General features: G+C 64.8%; 13 protein-coding genes. 5 read left to right on the top strand and 8 right to left on the bottom strand.

Translation table 11 applies throughout. The annotated features are described in order from the left end of the window. The first annotated feature begins 125 nt into the window (after positions 1-125). Positions 126-1,532 (top strand): APC family permease, encoded by a 1,407-nt coding sequence (locus BIO17B3_RS12845; protein ID WP_156054317.1) that lies wholly within the window; start codon positions 126-128, stop codon positions 1,530-1,532. Positions 1,533-1,565: 33 nt separating this feature from the next. On the opposite strand, the gene pncB is transcribed toward BIO17B3_RS12845, so the two are convergent. The 3 genes from pncB to BIO17B3_RS12830 all read right to left on the bottom strand — a co-directional run bounded on the left by pncB (position 1,566) and on the right by BIO17B3_RS12830 (position 4,137). Continuing rightward, the gene (pncB, locus tag BIO17B3_RS12840) at positions 1,566-2,783 is read right to left on the bottom strand and encodes a nicotinate phosphoribosyltransferase (RefSeq protein ID WP_156054316.1); all 1,218 of its coding nucleotides are present in this window, start codon (positions 2,781-2,783) and stop codon (positions 1,566-1,568) included. 263 nt (positions 2,784-3,046) lie between these two features. Next, the gene (locus BIO17B3_RS12835; RefSeq protein WP_156054315.1) at positions 3,047-3,400 is read right to left on the bottom strand and encodes a DnaJ family domain-containing protein; all 354 of its coding nucleotides are present in this window, start codon (positions 3,398-3,400) and stop codon (positions 3,047-3,049) included. Beyond that, the gene (locus BIO17B3_RS12830) at positions 3,397-4,137 is read right to left on the bottom strand and encodes a nitroreductase (protein ID WP_156054314.1); all 741 of its coding nucleotides are present in this window, start codon (positions 4,135-4,137) and stop codon (positions 3,397-3,399) included. The genes BIO17B3_RS12835 and BIO17B3_RS12830 overlap by 4 nt, the downstream gene beginning before the upstream one ends. A 154-nt stretch (positions 4,138-4,291) precedes the next feature. Between BIO17B3_RS12830 and BIO17B3_RS12825 the strand changes: the two genes are divergently transcribed. Next, entirely contained in the window at positions 4,292-5,335 is a 1,044-nt protein-coding gene (locus BIO17B3_RS12825; protein WP_156054313.1) for a DUF2235 domain-containing protein, read from the top strand. Here the strand turns inward: BIO17B3_RS12825 and BIO17B3_RS12820 are convergent. Continuing rightward, the gene (locus BIO17B3_RS12820) at positions 5,323-9,264 is read right to left on the bottom strand and encodes a DUF748 domain-containing protein (protein ID WP_156054312.1); all 3,942 of its coding nucleotides are present in this window, start codon (positions 9,262-9,264) and stop codon (positions 5,323-5,325) included. The genes BIO17B3_RS12825 and BIO17B3_RS12820 overlap by 13 nt on opposite strands. A 114-nt stretch (positions 9,265-9,378) precedes the next feature. On the opposite strand from BIO17B3_RS12820, the gene BIO17B3_RS12815 reads away from it, so the two are divergent. Together BIO17B3_RS12815 and BIO17B3_RS12810 are read left to right on the top strand one after the other, a co-directional pair. Continuing rightward, positions 9,379-10,659 (top strand): putative Na+/H+ antiporter, encoded by a 1,281-nt coding sequence (locus BIO17B3_RS12815; protein WP_156054311.1) that lies wholly within the window; start codon positions 9,379-9,381, stop codon positions 10,657-10,659. 28 nt (positions 10,660-10,687) lie between these two features. Further along, positions 10,688-11,593 (top strand): NAD(P)-dependent oxidoreductase, encoded by a 906-nt coding sequence (locus BIO17B3_RS12810; protein ID WP_156054310.1) that lies wholly within the window; start codon positions 10,688-10,690, stop codon positions 11,591-11,593. A 64-nt stretch (positions 11,594-11,657) separates the two neighbouring features. Here BIO17B3_RS12810 and ppa read toward each other — a convergent pair whose 3' ends face one another. The 4 genes from ppa to BIO17B3_RS12790 form a co-directional block, all read right to left on the bottom strand. After that, positions 11,658-12,188: an inorganic diphosphatase gene (ppa, locus tag BIO17B3_RS12805; RefSeq protein WP_013104665.1), complete on the bottom strand. Its 531-nt coding sequence runs from the start codon at positions 12,186-12,188 to the stop codon at positions 11,658-11,660. A 36-nt stretch (positions 12,189-12,224) separates the two neighbouring features. Then, positions 12,225-12,944: a BON domain-containing protein gene (locus BIO17B3_RS12800; RefSeq protein WP_156054309.1), complete on the bottom strand. Its 720-nt coding sequence runs from the start codon at positions 12,942-12,944 to the stop codon at positions 12,225-12,227. Continuing rightward, positions 12,941-13,540 (bottom strand): phosphoheptose isomerase, encoded by a 600-nt coding sequence (locus BIO17B3_RS12795; protein ID WP_013104663.1) that lies wholly within the window; start codon positions 13,538-13,540, stop codon positions 12,941-12,943. The genes BIO17B3_RS12800 and BIO17B3_RS12795 overlap by 4 nt, the downstream gene beginning before the upstream one ends. A gap of 79 nt (positions 13,541-13,619) precedes the next feature. Then, on the bottom strand, positions 13,620-13,994 hold the full coding sequence (locus tag BIO17B3_RS12790) for a YraN family protein (protein ID WP_156054308.1): 375 nt from the start codon (positions 13,992-13,994) through the stop codon (positions 13,620-13,622). A gap of 7 nt (positions 13,995-14,001) precedes the next feature. On the opposite strand from BIO17B3_RS12790, the gene rsmI reads away from it, so the two are divergent. Then, positions 14,002-14,883 (top strand): 16S rRNA (cytidine(1402)-2'-O)-methyltransferase, encoded by an 882-nt coding sequence (gene rsmI, locus BIO17B3_RS12785; protein WP_172979013.1) that lies wholly within the window; start codon positions 14,002-14,004, stop codon positions 14,881-14,883.

The following is a 14,883-nucleotide window of genomic DNA, read 5'->3' as shown; positions in this document are numbered from 1 at the left end:
CAACCCCGCGCTTGCCCCTGTCGTTAACTCCAACAGACAGTTTGTTACCAATACTGACCGACTGTCATGTGACGGGTTTCTATGCTCAGCGTCGCCTATCACAAAAAAATCGTCTCGGAGACACTATGCATACCCCACACCAACAAGGCTCACGATTACAGCGCAATGCGCTGGGTCTGCCGCAAATCGTGGCATCCACGCTGGCCAATATCGCGCCAGCCATGAGTTTCTATTTCGGATTCGGCACCATTGTTCAGGGTGCAGGCGTGGCGGCGCCGCTAACCATCATCGCCGCAATGGTGGTCGTGCTCTTCCTCACAAATACGCTGGCCGAGTTCTCGAAGTACCGGCCCAGCGCCGGGTCGTTTGTCACTTTTATCGGCATGGGCTTCGGTCCCGTTGCGGGTGCTGCGGCGTCGGTTTTTGTCGTGTTCGGCTATGTCATCGGGGCATCTGCCGTTGTTGTGATTTCCGGCGGTTGGGCGCATGACACCTTGCAGACTTTTCTCGGCATCAATGTGCCCTGGCAAATTCTGAGCGTCGCATCAGCGCTCATCGTTGGGTTCCTAGTGTCCAGAGGTATCGGTTTATCGACGAGGTGGGCGGCGGGGTTCTTCTATTTCGAGCTTGTCTTGCTGCTGATTGGCGCCGTCATCATGCTGGTTAAAAACGCGCAGTGGATCAACCTGTCGCCGTTTTCATGGTCGCAACTTGCCGGCGGCTTCAAGGGCCTCAGCCTGGGTTTCCCTTTGGCCATCTATCTATTCATCGGCTGGGAAAACTCGGCCATGCTGGCCGAGGAAACAAAAGATCCCCGGAGCAATGTTCCGCGAGCATTGCGCTCTGCCACTTTGGCCATCGGAGCACTCTATGCATTTCTGGCCTATGCCACCGAGATCGGCTTTCATCACAACGTAAAAGCCATCAGTGCGTCATCAATCCCCTTTGTCGATGCGCTCAAAGCCTCTGCCGCTGCACTGCTCATCGTGGCCTATCTCGCGGGCATCAGCAGCATCTTTTCATCTTTGATCGGGCTGACCAACTCTCAAGCGCGCATTCTGTTCAATTCGGGGCGCGAAGGCTTGCTGCCCAAATTTTTCGGGCGCGTCCACCAAAAACACCAAACGCCCCATATCGCCATGTGGACCTTCATCGCCATTGCCGTGTTGATTGTTGCGGTCAACGGCAGGCACATCAAACCCGTGGATCTGTTCGGCTATGCCGCCACACTGGGGACGATTCCCATCATCCTCACTTACCTGATTACCAACCTCGCCTTGCCGGTCTACATGCGAAAACACCACCGCGCGGAATTCCAGTTGACCAAACATCTCATTCTGCCGATTCTGGGAACCTTGCTGATGCTGATGCCCTTGTGGGGACTGGTGGAGCCCGGACAGCCGGAACCATTCAACCTCTTCCCCTACGTCGCCCTCGCTGTCTTGGCGCTGTCGGTGATCTACGGATTGATTCTGACCAAGAGTAATCCGCACCTTGCGCAGACCATCGGCAGCTTTATCGCAGACGAATAAAACACCGCACCCAAGCGAAGTCTTTAACTGGAGTCACCCGTCTTCCCCATCATGCTCGACCAGTTGGTCGGCGGGGATCTGGAAGACTTCACGTAGATAGGCCAGATACGCCGGGTCGTCGCACATATTCTTGCCCGGCGCGTCGCTGACCTTGGCGACGGGCTGGCCGTTGCAGCGGGTCATTTTGAGCACCATCTGCGGCGCTTCAAAGCCGAGGTCGTGCATGAGGTTGGTGCCGATGCCGAAGGCCAGGCCGACGCGCTGGTGAAACTGCCGGTAAAGCGCGATGACCTTGGGAATGGTGAGCATGTCGCTGAACACCAGGGTCTTGGTGCGGGGATCGACGCGGTGCTTGGCATAGTGCGCAATCATCTGTTCGCCCCAGGAGAAGGGATCGCCCGAGTCGTGCCGGGCGCCGTCGAACAGCTTGCAGAAATACAGATCGAAGTCGCGCAGGAAGGCTTGCAGACCATACACATCGGCCAGGGCGATGCCCAGGTCGCCGCGGTATTCCTTGGCCCACGTCTCGAAGGCGAACACCTGGGTGTCGCGCAGGCGCGGGCCCAGCGCCTGGCAGGCCTGCAGGTATTCGTGCGCCATGGTGCCCAGCGGGGTAAGGCCCATATCTTTGGCGAGCAGCACATTGCTGGTTCCTGCAAGCTGGGGGCCGAGGCCGCTATGCAGCCGCCCGAGCACCTGGGCCTGCCAGCGCCGCGAGTAGCGGCGGCGGGTGCCGTAGTCGGCGATGCGGCAGTCTTGCAGCTCCGGGGTATGGAGCAAGGCAATCTTGTCGGCAAGACGCGCCAGGCCCGCGTGCTGGTCGGCATCGGCATGGGCGTGGCGGGCGTACACCTCGCTGACGATGGCGAGCACCGGCACTTCGAACAGAATGGTGTGCAGCCAGGGGCCTTGAATGGCGATGTCGATCTCGCCGCGTTCGCGTGCAGCCGGGTCGGCAGCGGGTGTGGCGCGGATGCGCTGGCGGTTGAGGCGGAACAGCGCAAGGAAATCGACAAAATCGCTCTTGATGAAACGCAGGCTGCGCAGGTAGTCGAGTTCGTCGGGTTTGAATTGCAGGGTGCAGAGGGCGTCGAGTTCGGCGTTGATCTCGCCCAGCCGCGACACCAGATCGACCCCGGGCGTGCGGCATTTGAAGCGGTACTCCACCTGGGCGCCGGGAAAGTGATGCAGCACCACCTGCATCATGGTGAACTTGTAGAGGTCGGTGTCGAGCAGGGATTCGATGATCATGGGTTAGGGCCTGTTAACGCTATTTATGCCCCCGCGCCGGGGGTCTGGGCGGAGGCAATGCGAGGCGCAGGCCGCGCCGTGGTGTATTGCACCACAAGCGGACTGCAACGTGGCAGTGCGCCGCCCAGATCCCCGGCCCGAAGGGTTGCCCCCAGGCGGGGCGTCTGCGGCGTTGTCAGTGCGAAGCAAGGCGACCAGCCTTGCCTCGCACCTCCGCCTTGCATCCCTCCCCGTCTGGGGGCAACGCGGGTGCATAAATAGCGTTAACAGGCCCTAGACGAGTTGCGGCGCTGGCGTGACAGCGCCTTGGCCCAAAGCAGGCGCAGCACGGCGCGTTCGCGCTGGTCTTGCGCGGCGTCGGTGCGCACGCGGCGCGCCCGGTCGAGCAGTTGGAGGCGAGCAAGGAAACGCAGGGCCGCCCCAAGTTTCCTTGACCCCCACGGGGGGCGGGCTGGGCGTAGCCCGGCCCTGGGGGCGCTCGGACGTGCCTGGGCTTCGAGCGCGCCGTCGCGCACGGTGAGATCGAGCGGGCGTCCGGCGCCGGGCAGGTTGTCGAGCTTGCCCTCCTGCACGGCTTGGGCAATGCGGGTTTCGCCGATGAAGGCCAGCGCGTTCATGCGTCGTGGAACTGGGTGAATTCAGCCACCGGCGCGCGCTCGGTGACCAGGGTGTTTTCGATGGCCGCAGGATCGGCCCAGCCCAGCGACATGCCGCAGACGACTTGCTGCGTTGAGGCGTCGAGCTTCAATTCGTCTTCGATGAGGCGGTGAAACTGGGTGAACGCGGCCTGCGGGCAGGTGTCGAGGCCACGACCGCGCGCCGCCACCATGATGTTCTGCAAAAACATGCCGTAGTCGAGCCAGCTGCCCTGCTCCATCACCCGGTCGATGGTGAAAATCAGTCCGACCGGCGCGTCGAAAAACCGGAAGTTGCGACCATGTTGGGCGTGCATGGCGGGCTTGTCGCCCTTGGCGATGCCCAGCAGGCCGTACAAGTCCCAGCCGACCTTGCGGCGGCGGTCGATGTAGGGCGAACGCCATTCGCGCGGGTAATAGGCGTATTCCTCGGTGTGCTGCGCGGCCTGTGCCGGATCGTCATACGCCGCCAGGATGCGAGCGGACAGCCGCGCCAGCGCCGCGCCCGTGAGCACATGCACTTGCCAGGGCTGGGTGTTGGTGCCCGACGGCGCGCGCGCGGCCACTTGCAGGATGGCCTCAAGCGTTTCGCGCGGCACTGGCGTGGGCAGAAAGCGGCGGATGGAACGGCGCGAAGTAATCGCGCCATCCACTGCGGACTGCGTCTCTGGCGCGGGGGGCGTTTGTTCTGCCGAGGCGATGGGAAGGCGATGGGTCATGGCTGAAGCGAATGCGGTCATTCGGCGCCAGTCTATCCCCCCGAATCGAAGCCCTGCGCGACACCGGGTTTGGGGGTGGGCAAGCCGCACGGGGCGCCCCATCATTCGCAAAGTCCAAACGTGAAAAAACGTAACACCTCTGCGGATTCCTCACATGAAACGCATCGCCCTGTTCGCCGACGGCACCTGGAGCAAGCCCGACCAGAACGACGGTAACGCGCCCACGCCGACCAATGTGGTCAAGCTCTCGGTCGCCGTCGCGCCGCAAGACAGTCATGGCATCGATCAGGTGGTGTTCTACCAAAAAGGTCTGGGCGAACAGGGCGGCCTGTGGGACAAAATCACCGGGGGCGCGTTTGGCCTGGGGATCTCGGCCAATATCCGCGAGCTTTACCTGTTTCTGGTGCAGAACTATCACCCGGGCGACCAGATCTTTCTATTCGGTTACAGCCGCGGCGCGTACACGGTGCGCAGCGTGGGCGGGCTGATTCGCAATTGCGGCATCCTGCGTCCGCAGCATGTCGGCCGCGTCGGCGAGGCCTACGCGCTCTATCGCGACCGTTCGCCCGACAGCCACCCCAACGCGCCGCAATCCGTCTCCTTTCGCGAGGCCTACGCCTGGCCGGACGCGCCCATCGAACTCATCGGCGTCTGGGATACGGTGGGCGCCCTGGGCATACCCGTCACCCCGCTGCGCTTCTGGACTAAACCTCTGTACGAGTTTCACGACGTGGCGCTGAGCAGCCATGTGCGCTACGGCTATCAGGCACTGGCGCTGGACGAGCGCCGCAAGCCTTTCGTGCCGACGCTTTGGCAGAAGCAAAGCCACGCCACCGATCAGGTGGTGGAGCAGGCCTGGTTTCCGGGCGTGCATGGCGATGTGGGCGGAGGGCAAACGCTCACCGGCCTTTCTGACGGTGCGCTGCTATGGATGGCCGACCGGGCGCAACGCTGCGGTCTGGCGCTCGACCCGGCCCTGCTTCCCCCGCATGGCGACCCCGCCGCGCAAATGGGCGACACCCTGACGCTGTTCTACCGCCTGCTGGGCCAGCGCGAACGCCAGCCGGGACAGGCCAACCCCGCCGGTCACGAGGGCGTGCATACCTCCACCCTCAGCCGACACTCCACCCTGCCCGACTATCGCCCCCCCGCGCTGGAGCGTTTTCTCGCCATGCGGCCAGTGACTTACTTGCCCTGAGCGGCGGCGGCAGAAGCAGCAGACGCAGCAGCGGGCGCTTGCGGTGCCGTTGTTGGCGCTGTGGTCGGCGCTGTGGTCGGCACAGCGGCTGGTGCGCTTGCAGTGGCCTGACCCGAAGCCAAACCGAGCGTGAGCACCACGTCCTTTTCCAGGTCTTTCTCGCTACCCTTGTCTGCCGTCTTGCCCGCCGTCTCTTCTGCGGCCTTGATCGCAGTCCCCATCTGCACCCGCGTCGCAGGCAAGGCCTTGGGGCCGGTGGTCAGCGCTGTGACCACGGCCTTGGCCCGTGCCTGAGCCAGCGCATCGAGAGCCGATTGGGGAATCACTACCGCCTTGGCCAACTGCGCCAGGATGGCGTGCAGCAAAGCCTGCTCCGGCTGATCGGTTTTGGGCAGCGATTTTTTCAGCGCGTCGAGCGCGCTAGTCGGGTGCTGGTCGAGGTAGAGCGCGGTGATGGCATTGCGGGTGCGGGCATTGCCCAGATCGAGCGGGCCCGGGCTGACATCGGGCGGCACGGTCACGCCCAGCTTGAGCAGCACCTGACGGCGCACCGCGGCCTGCTGCAGCGCGGCGGTATCGCGCGCGACATCGAGCGTGGGCGGCACCTGCAATTCCAGCCGCGGCCGCTTGCGCAGCGCCTCGCTGATCTGCAGCAGCTTTTCACGCTCGGGCGGCGCCAGCACTGCGCTGCCGGGGGCGAAAGCCACGTTCTGCGACGTTTGCTCGCCCCCGCCGCCGAACAGTGAGCCCAGCGCGCGGAACGGCGCGGTGACGATTTTGGTCAGCACGTTGACGATGGCCTGCCAGATGATGCCGCCGTAGCTGAACTTGGGGTTGTTCAGGTCGCCATGCACCGGCAGGTCGATGTCGATCACGCCGTCGCTGTTTTCCAGCACGGCGATGGCCAGATCGAGCGGCAGGTTCATCGCGCCGGGACTGTCGACATGCGGGCCCAGCTTGAGGCGGGTGATGGTGAACTGGTTGTTGCCCTGCATCTGCGCCTTGACGATCTTGTACTGCAGCTTGGCATCGAGCCGCCCCGATTCGATGGTGCGCCCGGCAAACTTGCCCGAGTAGGGCGAAACCGAGGCCATGTTCAGGTTGCGGAAATCCAGCGTGACGTCGGTGTTCTGGGTGGCGCGAAAGGGCTGCAACTGCCCCCGCACCTTGGCCGAACCGTAGTCGTTGACCTGGCCGTCGAGTTCGATCTGAGCACTGCTATCGGGCGCGTCTGACAGACCGTTGATCACCCCGGAGAGCTTTTGCATGCGCACCCGGAAGTCGGGCTTGATGGACTGATCGGTGAAGTCGACATCGGCATTTTCGATGGCGGTGCGGTCGATGCGCAGCGCCAGCGGCAAGGGTTTTTCCGCACTGTTGCCCACAGCGGCAGGCGGCGGGCTCTGGGCGGGTTTGCGCGTGAGCAGGATGGCCTGCACATTGAGCGTGCGGTCGGGGTTGATGACGATGCGACCATAGGGCTCCACCGCCTGCAACGCGTTGATGCTGACCGACAGCGGCGCGCTATCGACGCTCAGCCCGGTGGCCGCCAGCTTGCGCCAGCCTAGAAACGGCGTGCGCCCTTCGGGCTCGACCAGCGCGAGGTTGTCGATCTGCGCACGGCCGTCATAGCTCACCTCCGGCACGCTGCCCTGGCCCTTGCCCAGCTTCACCGTGCCGTCGGCCGAGGCGGTTCCGCTGGTGAGCAGCAGCCGCACATAAGGCGCCAGCAGACTGCCGTAGGGGGTGAGCGCAAGCTGCTGAAGTTGCACCTGCAGCGAACCGGACAGCGGCTGCGGGGCCACTTGACCGCGGGCGCTGAACTGCCCGCCCTGCTTGAGCGCGAAGCGCACTTGCAGCGCAACGGGTTTGCGCAAATCCAGGCTGAGGTTGCGGGCGCTGGCCTGGCCCTGCACCACATCCAGCCGAATGGGCGCGGAAGTCTGGCGATCTTCGACCTGAGCCGAGAAGTCGCGCAGAACAAGGCTTTTGAGTTGCAGATCGGGCGGCTTGGCGGCCGGGTTTCGTGCGGCAGGTGGAGGCGCTGCGGAGGAAGGAGTAGCGGACGCGGGCACAAAGGCCTGCGCCCAGTTCAGGCCGTTCTGCGCCAGAGTCACCTCGGTATTGAAGCCGTCCACTTGCAGGGCTCCGGCGCGAATATGGGCCACGCCGGAGGCGGGCAGACTGATTTCGCTGGAGCCGAGTTGCAGGCTTTTCCACCGCGCCAGCGCTTGGCGGGCGCTGTCGAGCTGCATCGCGCCGAGTTGCAGTTGCAGGTCTTTGGCCTGAACCTGCGCCGGGCTGCCCGCAGGCAGCACCACCTTGGCCGCGGAGTTCATGTTGAGGTCGCTGAGCTGCAGTTGCAGCGGCGCCTTGAAGCTCTGGTCGGTGTAATCCAGCGCCCGCACCCGGGTGGCGACGCGCTGCACTTCCAGAGTCCAGGCGGAGGCGGGCTGAACAGCGGGCTGAGCTGCTAATGCAGGCACTGAAGTGGGAGCTGAAGCGGGCGGGCGGGTCGGCTTCGACGCCTTGGAGGCGCCTAAGGCCTGCAACAAATCGATCTGCCCGTTCGCCAGACGTTTGAGTTGAACACGCGCCGCGTCGAGCTGGACGGCGCCGAGTTGCACGCGGTGCTGGGCCAGATCGGCCTGCACCGCATCGACCTGCAGCAAGGGCAGCGACAGCCACGGAGTCGCTTGCGCAGCCTCTGCGCGCAACTGGCTGTTCTGCAGGGTGATTTGCGGCAGTTGCAGGGTGCGCTGGGCCAGATCGACCGTGCCCGGCTGCGTCTGCAGGCTACCCGCCTGCAGTGCGGCCTGGCCGATCTGCCCGCTGATGTCTTGCACGCGCAGCGGCCCGAAACCTGCGTGCTGCCGACCCCAGTCGAGCTGTGCACCTTGCAGTTGCGCGGTGTGGAACTGCAGCTGATCGCGGCCTGAGGCGGCGCTCAATCCGTCCAGCGACAAAGACTGCATCGACACGGTGCGTTTGGCGCCGTCGATTTTTGCACGATCCAGTTTCAGGTTTTGCCACTGCACGGCGGCGGTGCCCGCCCGCGCGGCCAAGGTCTGAATTTGCGCGCCGAGGTCATTGATCGCCCACAGCCAGCCTTGCTGCCCCTGCACCGCGCTGTAGGCCGCATGAATCGACGCCGTGCCCGAGGTGATCTGCAAGGTGCTCGATAGATTCGGCACGGCCCGCGCCGCGGCCGCCAGGTCGAGCCCGGTGAGTTCCGCCTGCCCGCCGGACACCAGCGGATTAACGCCCACATAGCCCTTCCAGCGCAGCGTGGCCTTCTGCTCGGGCAGCACCAGACTGATGGCGTATTGCCCGCGCGCCTTGGGCAGAGTGGACAGATCGTTGATCTGCACGTTCAAAGGCGTCAACTGCGTGGCATAGGGATGGGGGCGGTTGGCATCGGCGTAGCGCAGCGTGCCGCCTGCGATCTGCAACTGCTCGATCACCACGCGCGGGAGGGCGTCGGAAGGTTTGGCCGGTTTGGGGCCGCGCTGCAGGGCGCGCACCAGAGCGTCCCAGTTCATCGCGCCGCCTTGCGCAATGGCCACATTCACCTGCGGCTGATCGACGCGGATTTGATGAAACGTCCACGCCCAGCGAAACAGGCTGACCGGGGCGAAATCGACGAACAGCTTGCCAAACCCCGCCAGCGGCGCCCCTTGCGGCGTGCTCAGTTGCAGCTGATCCACGGTGAGATTCAGGTGCAGGGGGTCGAACGCCACCTTGCCCACCGTGGCCCGGCTGCCGAGCTGCGAGTGCGCCAGCTTGGGGATGTAATGCTCGGCCAGCGGTCCGACCGCAAGGTAGCCAAAAGCCACGTAAAACACGAACAGGCCCGCCACAATGAGCACCGGCAGGCTGAGCAGCACGCGGCGCAGTCGCCTCCAGACGGACGAAGCAGTGGCAGACATCAAAACCTCGCGAAAGATTGGATGCACTGCATTATGACTCCACCCCGCGGCGCGCCGCCGCTTCGGCCGATACCATCAGGGTCTGTTGCGCTTGCCGCCAATCCACCCGAACCCATGACCGACTCGACCCCCGCTTATGTTCAGTACGTAGGCGCCGCCCTGTTTGCCATTGCGGTGATCCATACCTTTTCCACCAAATTCTTCGAGGGCCTGGCGCACCGCCAGCCCGCGCACGCCGGGCTGTGGCATCTGCTCGGCGAGGTCGAGGTGGTGTTTGGTTTCTGGGCCATGGTGCTCATGGTGTTTTTGTTCGCCACGCTGGGGCAGCATGAAGCGGTGGGCTACATCGACTCGCGCGATTTCACCGAGCCGCTGTTCGTCTTCGCCATCATGGTCATCGCAGGCACCCGGCCCATTCTTCAGGCTGCGGGCGACGTCGTCAACGGGCTGGAGCGCGCCCTTCCCCTGCCGGGCGCGATCATGTTTTACCTGCTTCTGCTGGTGCTCGTGCCGCTGCTGGGTTCGTTCATCACCGAACCGGCAGCCATGACCCTGGCCGCCCTGTTGCTGCGCGACCGCATTTTTCGCGCCGAAGTGTCGCTGCGCCTCAAATACCTCACCCTGGGGGTGCTGTTCGTCAACGTATCCATTGGCGGCACGCTCACCCATTTCGCCGCGCCGCCGGTACTCATGGTGGCCTCGACCTGGCAGTGGGATCTGGGCTTCATGTTCACCCATTTCGGCTGGAAAGCCGCCATCGCGGTAGTGATCAACGCCGTGGGCGCCACCCTGATGTTCCGCCGAGAACTGGCCGGCCTGGCGCGACCGGCTGCGGTGGATACGCCCGACCCCACACAACAACGCGCGCCGCTGAGCGTCATCGGCATCCACCTGTTGTTTCTGGTGGCCGTCGTGGTGTTCGCTCACCACCCGGCGGTGTTCATTCCCCTGCTGCTGTTTTTCGTCGGTTTTGCCACTGCCTACGCCCGGTATCAAGACACCCTGATGCTCAAGGAAGGCATGCTGGTGGGCTTCTTTCTGGGCGGGCTGGTGGTGCTGGGCGGCCTGCAGCAATGGTGGCTGCAACCGCTGCTCACCCGCATGGATGCGACGGCGGTTTTTTTCGGCGCCACGGCGCTGACGGCCATCACCGACAACGCCGCTCTGACCTACCTCGGCTCGCTGGTGCAGGGCCTGAGCCCCGAATTCAAATACGCGCTGGTGGCGGGGGCGGTCAGCGGCGGCGGCCTTACGGTCATTGCCAACGCCCCCAATCCGGCTGGCATCGCCCTGCTGCGCAGCTGTTTTGACGAAGGGGCGGTGCAGCCGCTGGGCCTGTTGGCCGCCGCCCTGCTGCCCACCGCGGTAGCGATGGGCTGCTTCTGGCTGCTGTGATCCATTTTTCCAAACGCTTTTCTACCCTATGAACACTCCCACCCTCCCTGACTCTGCAACTCACACCGTCGCTTTTCTCGGCCTGGGCGTCATGGGCGACCCGATGGCCGGGCATCTGGCCCGCGTCGGGCACCGCGTGACTGTTTACAACCGCACCGCGAGCAAGGCGCACGACTGGGTGCGCCGCAACGGCGGTCATTCAGCGGCGACACCGCGCGAGGCCGCAGCGGGGGCCGACTTCGTGTTCTCCTGCGTCGGCAACGATGACGACCTGCGCGCCGTGGCCCTCGGCCCGGACGGCGCTTTCGCCGGCATGCAGCCCGGCGCGGTGTTCATCGACCACACCACGACCTCGGCCGATGTCGCCCGCGAGCTGGGCCTTGCGGCGCGCGAACGCGACTTGTTTTTTCTCGACGCCCCCGTCTCGGGCGGGCAGGCCGGTGCGCAGAACGGCACACTCACCGTGATGTGCGGCGGCGAGGCCCCAGCGTTCGAGCGAGCGCAGCCGGTGATTGCCGCGTTCGCCCGCGCCGTCACCCGGCTGGGCGACAACGGCGCCGGGCAGCTTTGCAAGATGGTCAACCAGATCGCCATCGCCGGCGTGGTGCAAAGCCTGGCCGAGGCCATCGCCTTTGGCGAACACGCCGGGCTGGATCTGTCCACGGTGCTGCAGGTGATCGGCAAAGGTGCGGCGCAGAGTTGGCAGATGGACAACCGCGGCCCGACCATGATCGAAGGCCGCTACGACTTCGGATTTGCCGTCGATCTGATGCGCAAAGACTTCGGTCTGTGTCTGCAAGAGGCCCGCCACAACGGCGCGCGGCTGCCGGTCTTAGCCCTGGTCGATCAGTTCTACGCCGATGTGCAGGCGGCAGGCGGCGGGCGGCTCGACACCTCGTCGCTGCTCAAGCGGCTGCGTGACAAGAACGACTGAAACCGCCCGTCCACAAACGACAAAGGCCACCCGAGAGTGGCCTTTGTCGTTTTACTGACGACGATTATTTGGCCGTGTAGCGCGCGGCGCTGGCGGTGATTTCGGCCCGCGCGGCATCAATCCCGGCCCAGCCTTCGGTCTTCACCCACTTGCCCGCTTCGAGGTCTTTGTAGTGGTTGAAAAAATGCTCGATCTGCTTGAGCAGTTCGGGCGGCAAGTCTTCGGGCTTCTGGATGTGGCGGTACTGCGGCAGCAGTTTTTCCACCGGCACGGCGATGAGCTTGGCGTCCACCCCGGCTTCGTCGGTCATTTTCAGCATGCCGATGGGGCGGCAACGCACCACGCAGCCATGCACCAGCGGAATGGTGGTGACCACGAGCACGTCCACCGGGTCGCCGTCTTCCGACAGGGTCTGCGGAATGTAGCCATAGTTGCACGGGTAGTGCATCGCGGTGGACATGAAGCGATCGACGAACAGCGTCCCGCTGGCCTTGTCCACCTCGTACTTCACCGGCGGCGCGTGCGCGGGAATCTCGATCACTACGTTGAAGTCGTCAGGCAGGCTTTTGCCCGCAGGCACGTCGCGCAAACTCATAATCAGTCCTTGGGTTGAGAGAGAGGTAGAAAAAATTTAGGCAGGATTATTGCCGCGTGGCTCGGGCGGCGGTGCGTTTTCTTTTTGCGGGTTGCGCATGTCCTGCAACTGCTGCTCGGTGATGATGTTGAACATGGTCACGACCTTCGACACGCCCGTGGTGTCGCGTGCGATCTGCACGGCGCGGTCGGCCTCGCGCTGCGTGACGATGCCCATGAGATAGACCACACTATTGGACGTAGTCACCTTGAACGCATTGCCGAAAATATCGCGGGCGTCGATCAGGCGGGCGCGCACCTTGGTGGTGATGAGGGTGTCGGTGGCGCTGCGGTTGAGGTCGGCCACAGGCCCGATGTCGATTTCGTTGAGCACGGCCTTGACATTGGGCACGCCCTTGACGACCTCTTCGGCCTTCTGTTTGTCAGCCTCGTTGGGAACCTGGCCGACCAGCAGCACCTGCTGGTTGTAGCTCACGGCGCGCACATTGACACCGGCGCCCAGGGCGGAAGAAATGCGGTTGTCCGCCTTGAGCTCAATGGTGTTGTCTTCGAGGATGGAGCCCGCCGTGCGACGGTCGGTTGCCACATAGGCGGTGGTACCCACCGCGCCCAAGCCCAGCACGAAGCAGCCCTGCAACTGCGTGGCCGCGAGCACGACGGTCAGCAGACTGGCCGCGCGCCACAAACCGCGCGAACGACGCACGCCGCTCGCGGCGGAAGCCGATTTGGAACAAATATCCACGTTCATCTGTGTCATGCCAAAGACTCCGGTTCACCCATCAGCACCCAGTCTAAGCCATCGCAAAGGCAATGCAACGTCAGCAGATGCACCTCCTGGATGCGGGCGGTACGGTCGTTGGGCACGGCGATATGCACATCCGCTTCGCGCAGCAGGCCGGCCACCCGGCCGCCGGTGCGCCCGGTCAGCGCCAGTACGCTCATCTCTCTGGCCTGCGCGGCCCGCACGGCTTCGACGATGCTCGACGAATTGCCGCTGGTGCTGAACGCCACCAGCACGTCGCCGGGCAGACCCAGCGCCCGCACCTGCTTGGCGAACACATGGTCGAAACCGTAATCGTTCGCCACGGCGGTGAGGGTGGAGGTGTCGGTGGTGAGGGCGATGGCGGCCAGTTCGGGGCGCTCGCGCTCGAAGCGGCCGACCAGTTCCGCGGCCAGATGCTGACTGTCGGCGGCCGATCCGCCGTTGCCGCAGATCAGAATCTTGTGCCCATTCGACACCGCCGTCGCCAGCACATCGACGGCGCGCGCGATCGGCCCGGTCAGCGCCTCGGCCGCCTGGTACTTCAGATCGGCGCTGTCGAAAAAATGCTGCTGGATACGCTGCTCTAGCATGATGTGACTGAGAGACAAAAGGGCGATGTTAGTCGGGGTCGAGTGCCTGTGCGGCCTGCGTGTTGTCCTGACTGCGTCGTCACTCTTCTGCCGAAAACGCGCCGGGCAGCCACTCCAGCTTGTCGGCTTCCAGCGCAACCACATCGAAACGGCATGTCGGCTCCTCGACCAGACGCGCCAGATAGTGACGCGCGGCCAGCACAATACGGCGGCGTTTGCGCGCATCGACACTGCCCGCCGCCCCGCCATACGCCGCCGCGTTGCTGCGGGCGCGCACCTCGACAAAGACCAGCGTGCCGTCGGCCGCGCGCATGATCAGGTCGATCTCGCCGCCCCGCACCCGATAATTACGCTCGACCAGCCGCAAGCCGCGGGCCTGCAACTCGGCACAGGCCTGCGCTTCTGCCGACTGCCCCAGACGGCGCGCCGCGCGCTGCTTCCACATTTGCAACATGCCCGCCATGTCCACTCCCCTCCAAACCGCACTGGAATTCTGCGCCCAGCAGGATTTTCCGTCCGCGCTCTACATGGTGGCCGCGCCCATCGGCAACCTGGCCGACATCAGCCTGCGCGCCCTGGCCGCGCTGCACCATGCCGACCGCATCGCGGCCGAAGACACCCGGGTGGCGCAGCGTCTGCTCGAAGCCTACGGGCTGCGCAAACCCACGCTGCGCTGCGACCAGCACCGCGAGGCGCAGGCCGCTCAGCACATCGTCGCCGCAGTGGCCGCGGGCGAGCGCGTGGCTTTTGTCAGCGACGCGGGCACGCCGGGCATCAGCGATCCGGGCAGCCGCATCGCCGCCGCCGCTCATGCCGCAGGGCTGCGGGTAATGCCCCTGCCGGGCGCCAGCGCGGTGACGACGGCGCTCAGCGCCAGCGGTCTCGATCTGCACTCGGGTTATTGCTTCGCGGGCTTCGCGCCCGAAAAGGCCGTGGCACTGCGCGCCTTTCTGCAAGCCGCGCTACAGGCTTCGCGGGTGACGGTGTTTTTCGAAGCCCCGCACCGGCTGCGCGACTGCCTGCTCACCTTGCTGGATCTGGACGCGCAAGCGCAGCTCGTCCTCGCCAAGGAGTTGAGCAAACAGTTCGAAACCCTGCTGCCCTGCACGCCGCAAGCCGCGCTCGACTGGCTCGATGCCGATCCCCGGCGGGCGCAGGGCGAATTCGTGCTGCTGCTGCAGCCGCGCGCGGCGGTAGCGGAACTCGACACCCGAGCCATCGCCCTGCTGCAGCGGCTGGCACAGGAGTTGCCCGCCTCACGCGCGGCCGCGGTGGCGGCCGACCTCACCGGGCTGAAGCGCGATGCGCTCTACCGCTGGTTGCTCGATCAAAAGCAGGGCTGA

This window comes from Thiomonas sp. OC7 (genome assembly GCF_900634595.1).
GTDB lineage: Bacteria > Pseudomonadota > Gammaproteobacteria > Burkholderiales > Burkholderiaceae_C > Thiomonas > Thiomonas arsenitoxydans.
The sequence above is the reverse complement of the archived record's forward strand: the minus strand, read 5'-3'. Positions and strand labels throughout refer to the sequence as shown.

Coding starts and splice junctions, on each gene's coding strand:
- BIO17B3_RS12845 (WP_156054317.1), top strand. CDS start 126: ATGCATACCCCACACCAACAAGGCTCACGATTACAGCGCAATGCGCTG.
- pncB (WP_156054316.1), bottom strand. CDS start 2,783: ATGATCATCGAATCCCTGCTCGACACCGACCTCTACAAGTTCACCATG.
- BIO17B3_RS12835 (WP_156054315.1), bottom strand. CDS start 3,400: ATGAACGCGCTGGCCTTCATCGGCGAAACCCGCATTGCCCAAGCCGTG.
- BIO17B3_RS12830 (WP_156054314.1), bottom strand. CDS start 4,137: ATGACCCATCGCCTTCCCATCGCCTCGGCAGAACAAACGCCCCCCGCG.
- BIO17B3_RS12825 (WP_156054313.1), top strand. CDS start 4,292: ATGAAACGCATCGCCCTGTTCGCCGACGGCACCTGGAGCAAGCCCGAC.
- BIO17B3_RS12820 (WP_156054312.1), bottom strand. CDS start 9,264: ATGTCTGCCACTGCTTCGTCCGTCTGGAGGCGACTGCGCCGCGTGCTG.
- BIO17B3_RS12815 (WP_156054311.1), top strand. CDS start 9,379: ATGACCGACTCGACCCCCGCTTATGTTCAGTACGTAGGCGCCGCCCTG.
- BIO17B3_RS12810 (WP_156054310.1), top strand. CDS start 10,688: ATGAACACTCCCACCCTCCCTGACTCTGCAACTCACACCGTCGCTTTT.
- ppa (WP_013104665.1), bottom strand. CDS start 12,188: ATGAGTTTGCGCGACGTGCCTGCGGGCAAAAGCCTGCCTGACGACTTC.
- BIO17B3_RS12800 (WP_156054309.1), bottom strand. CDS start 12,944: ATGACACAGATGAACGTGGATATTTGTTCCAAATCGGCTTCCGCCGCG.
- BIO17B3_RS12795 (WP_013104663.1), bottom strand. CDS start 13,540: ATGCTAGAGCAGCGTATCCAGCAGCATTTTTTCGACAGCGCCGATCTG.
- BIO17B3_RS12790 (WP_156054308.1), bottom strand. CDS start 13,994: ATGTTGCAAATGTGGAAGCAGCGCGCGGCGCGCCGTCTGGGGCAGTCG.
- rsmI (WP_172979013.1), top strand. CDS start 14,002: ATGTCCACTCCCCTCCAAACCGCACTGGAATTCTGCGCCCAGCAGGAT.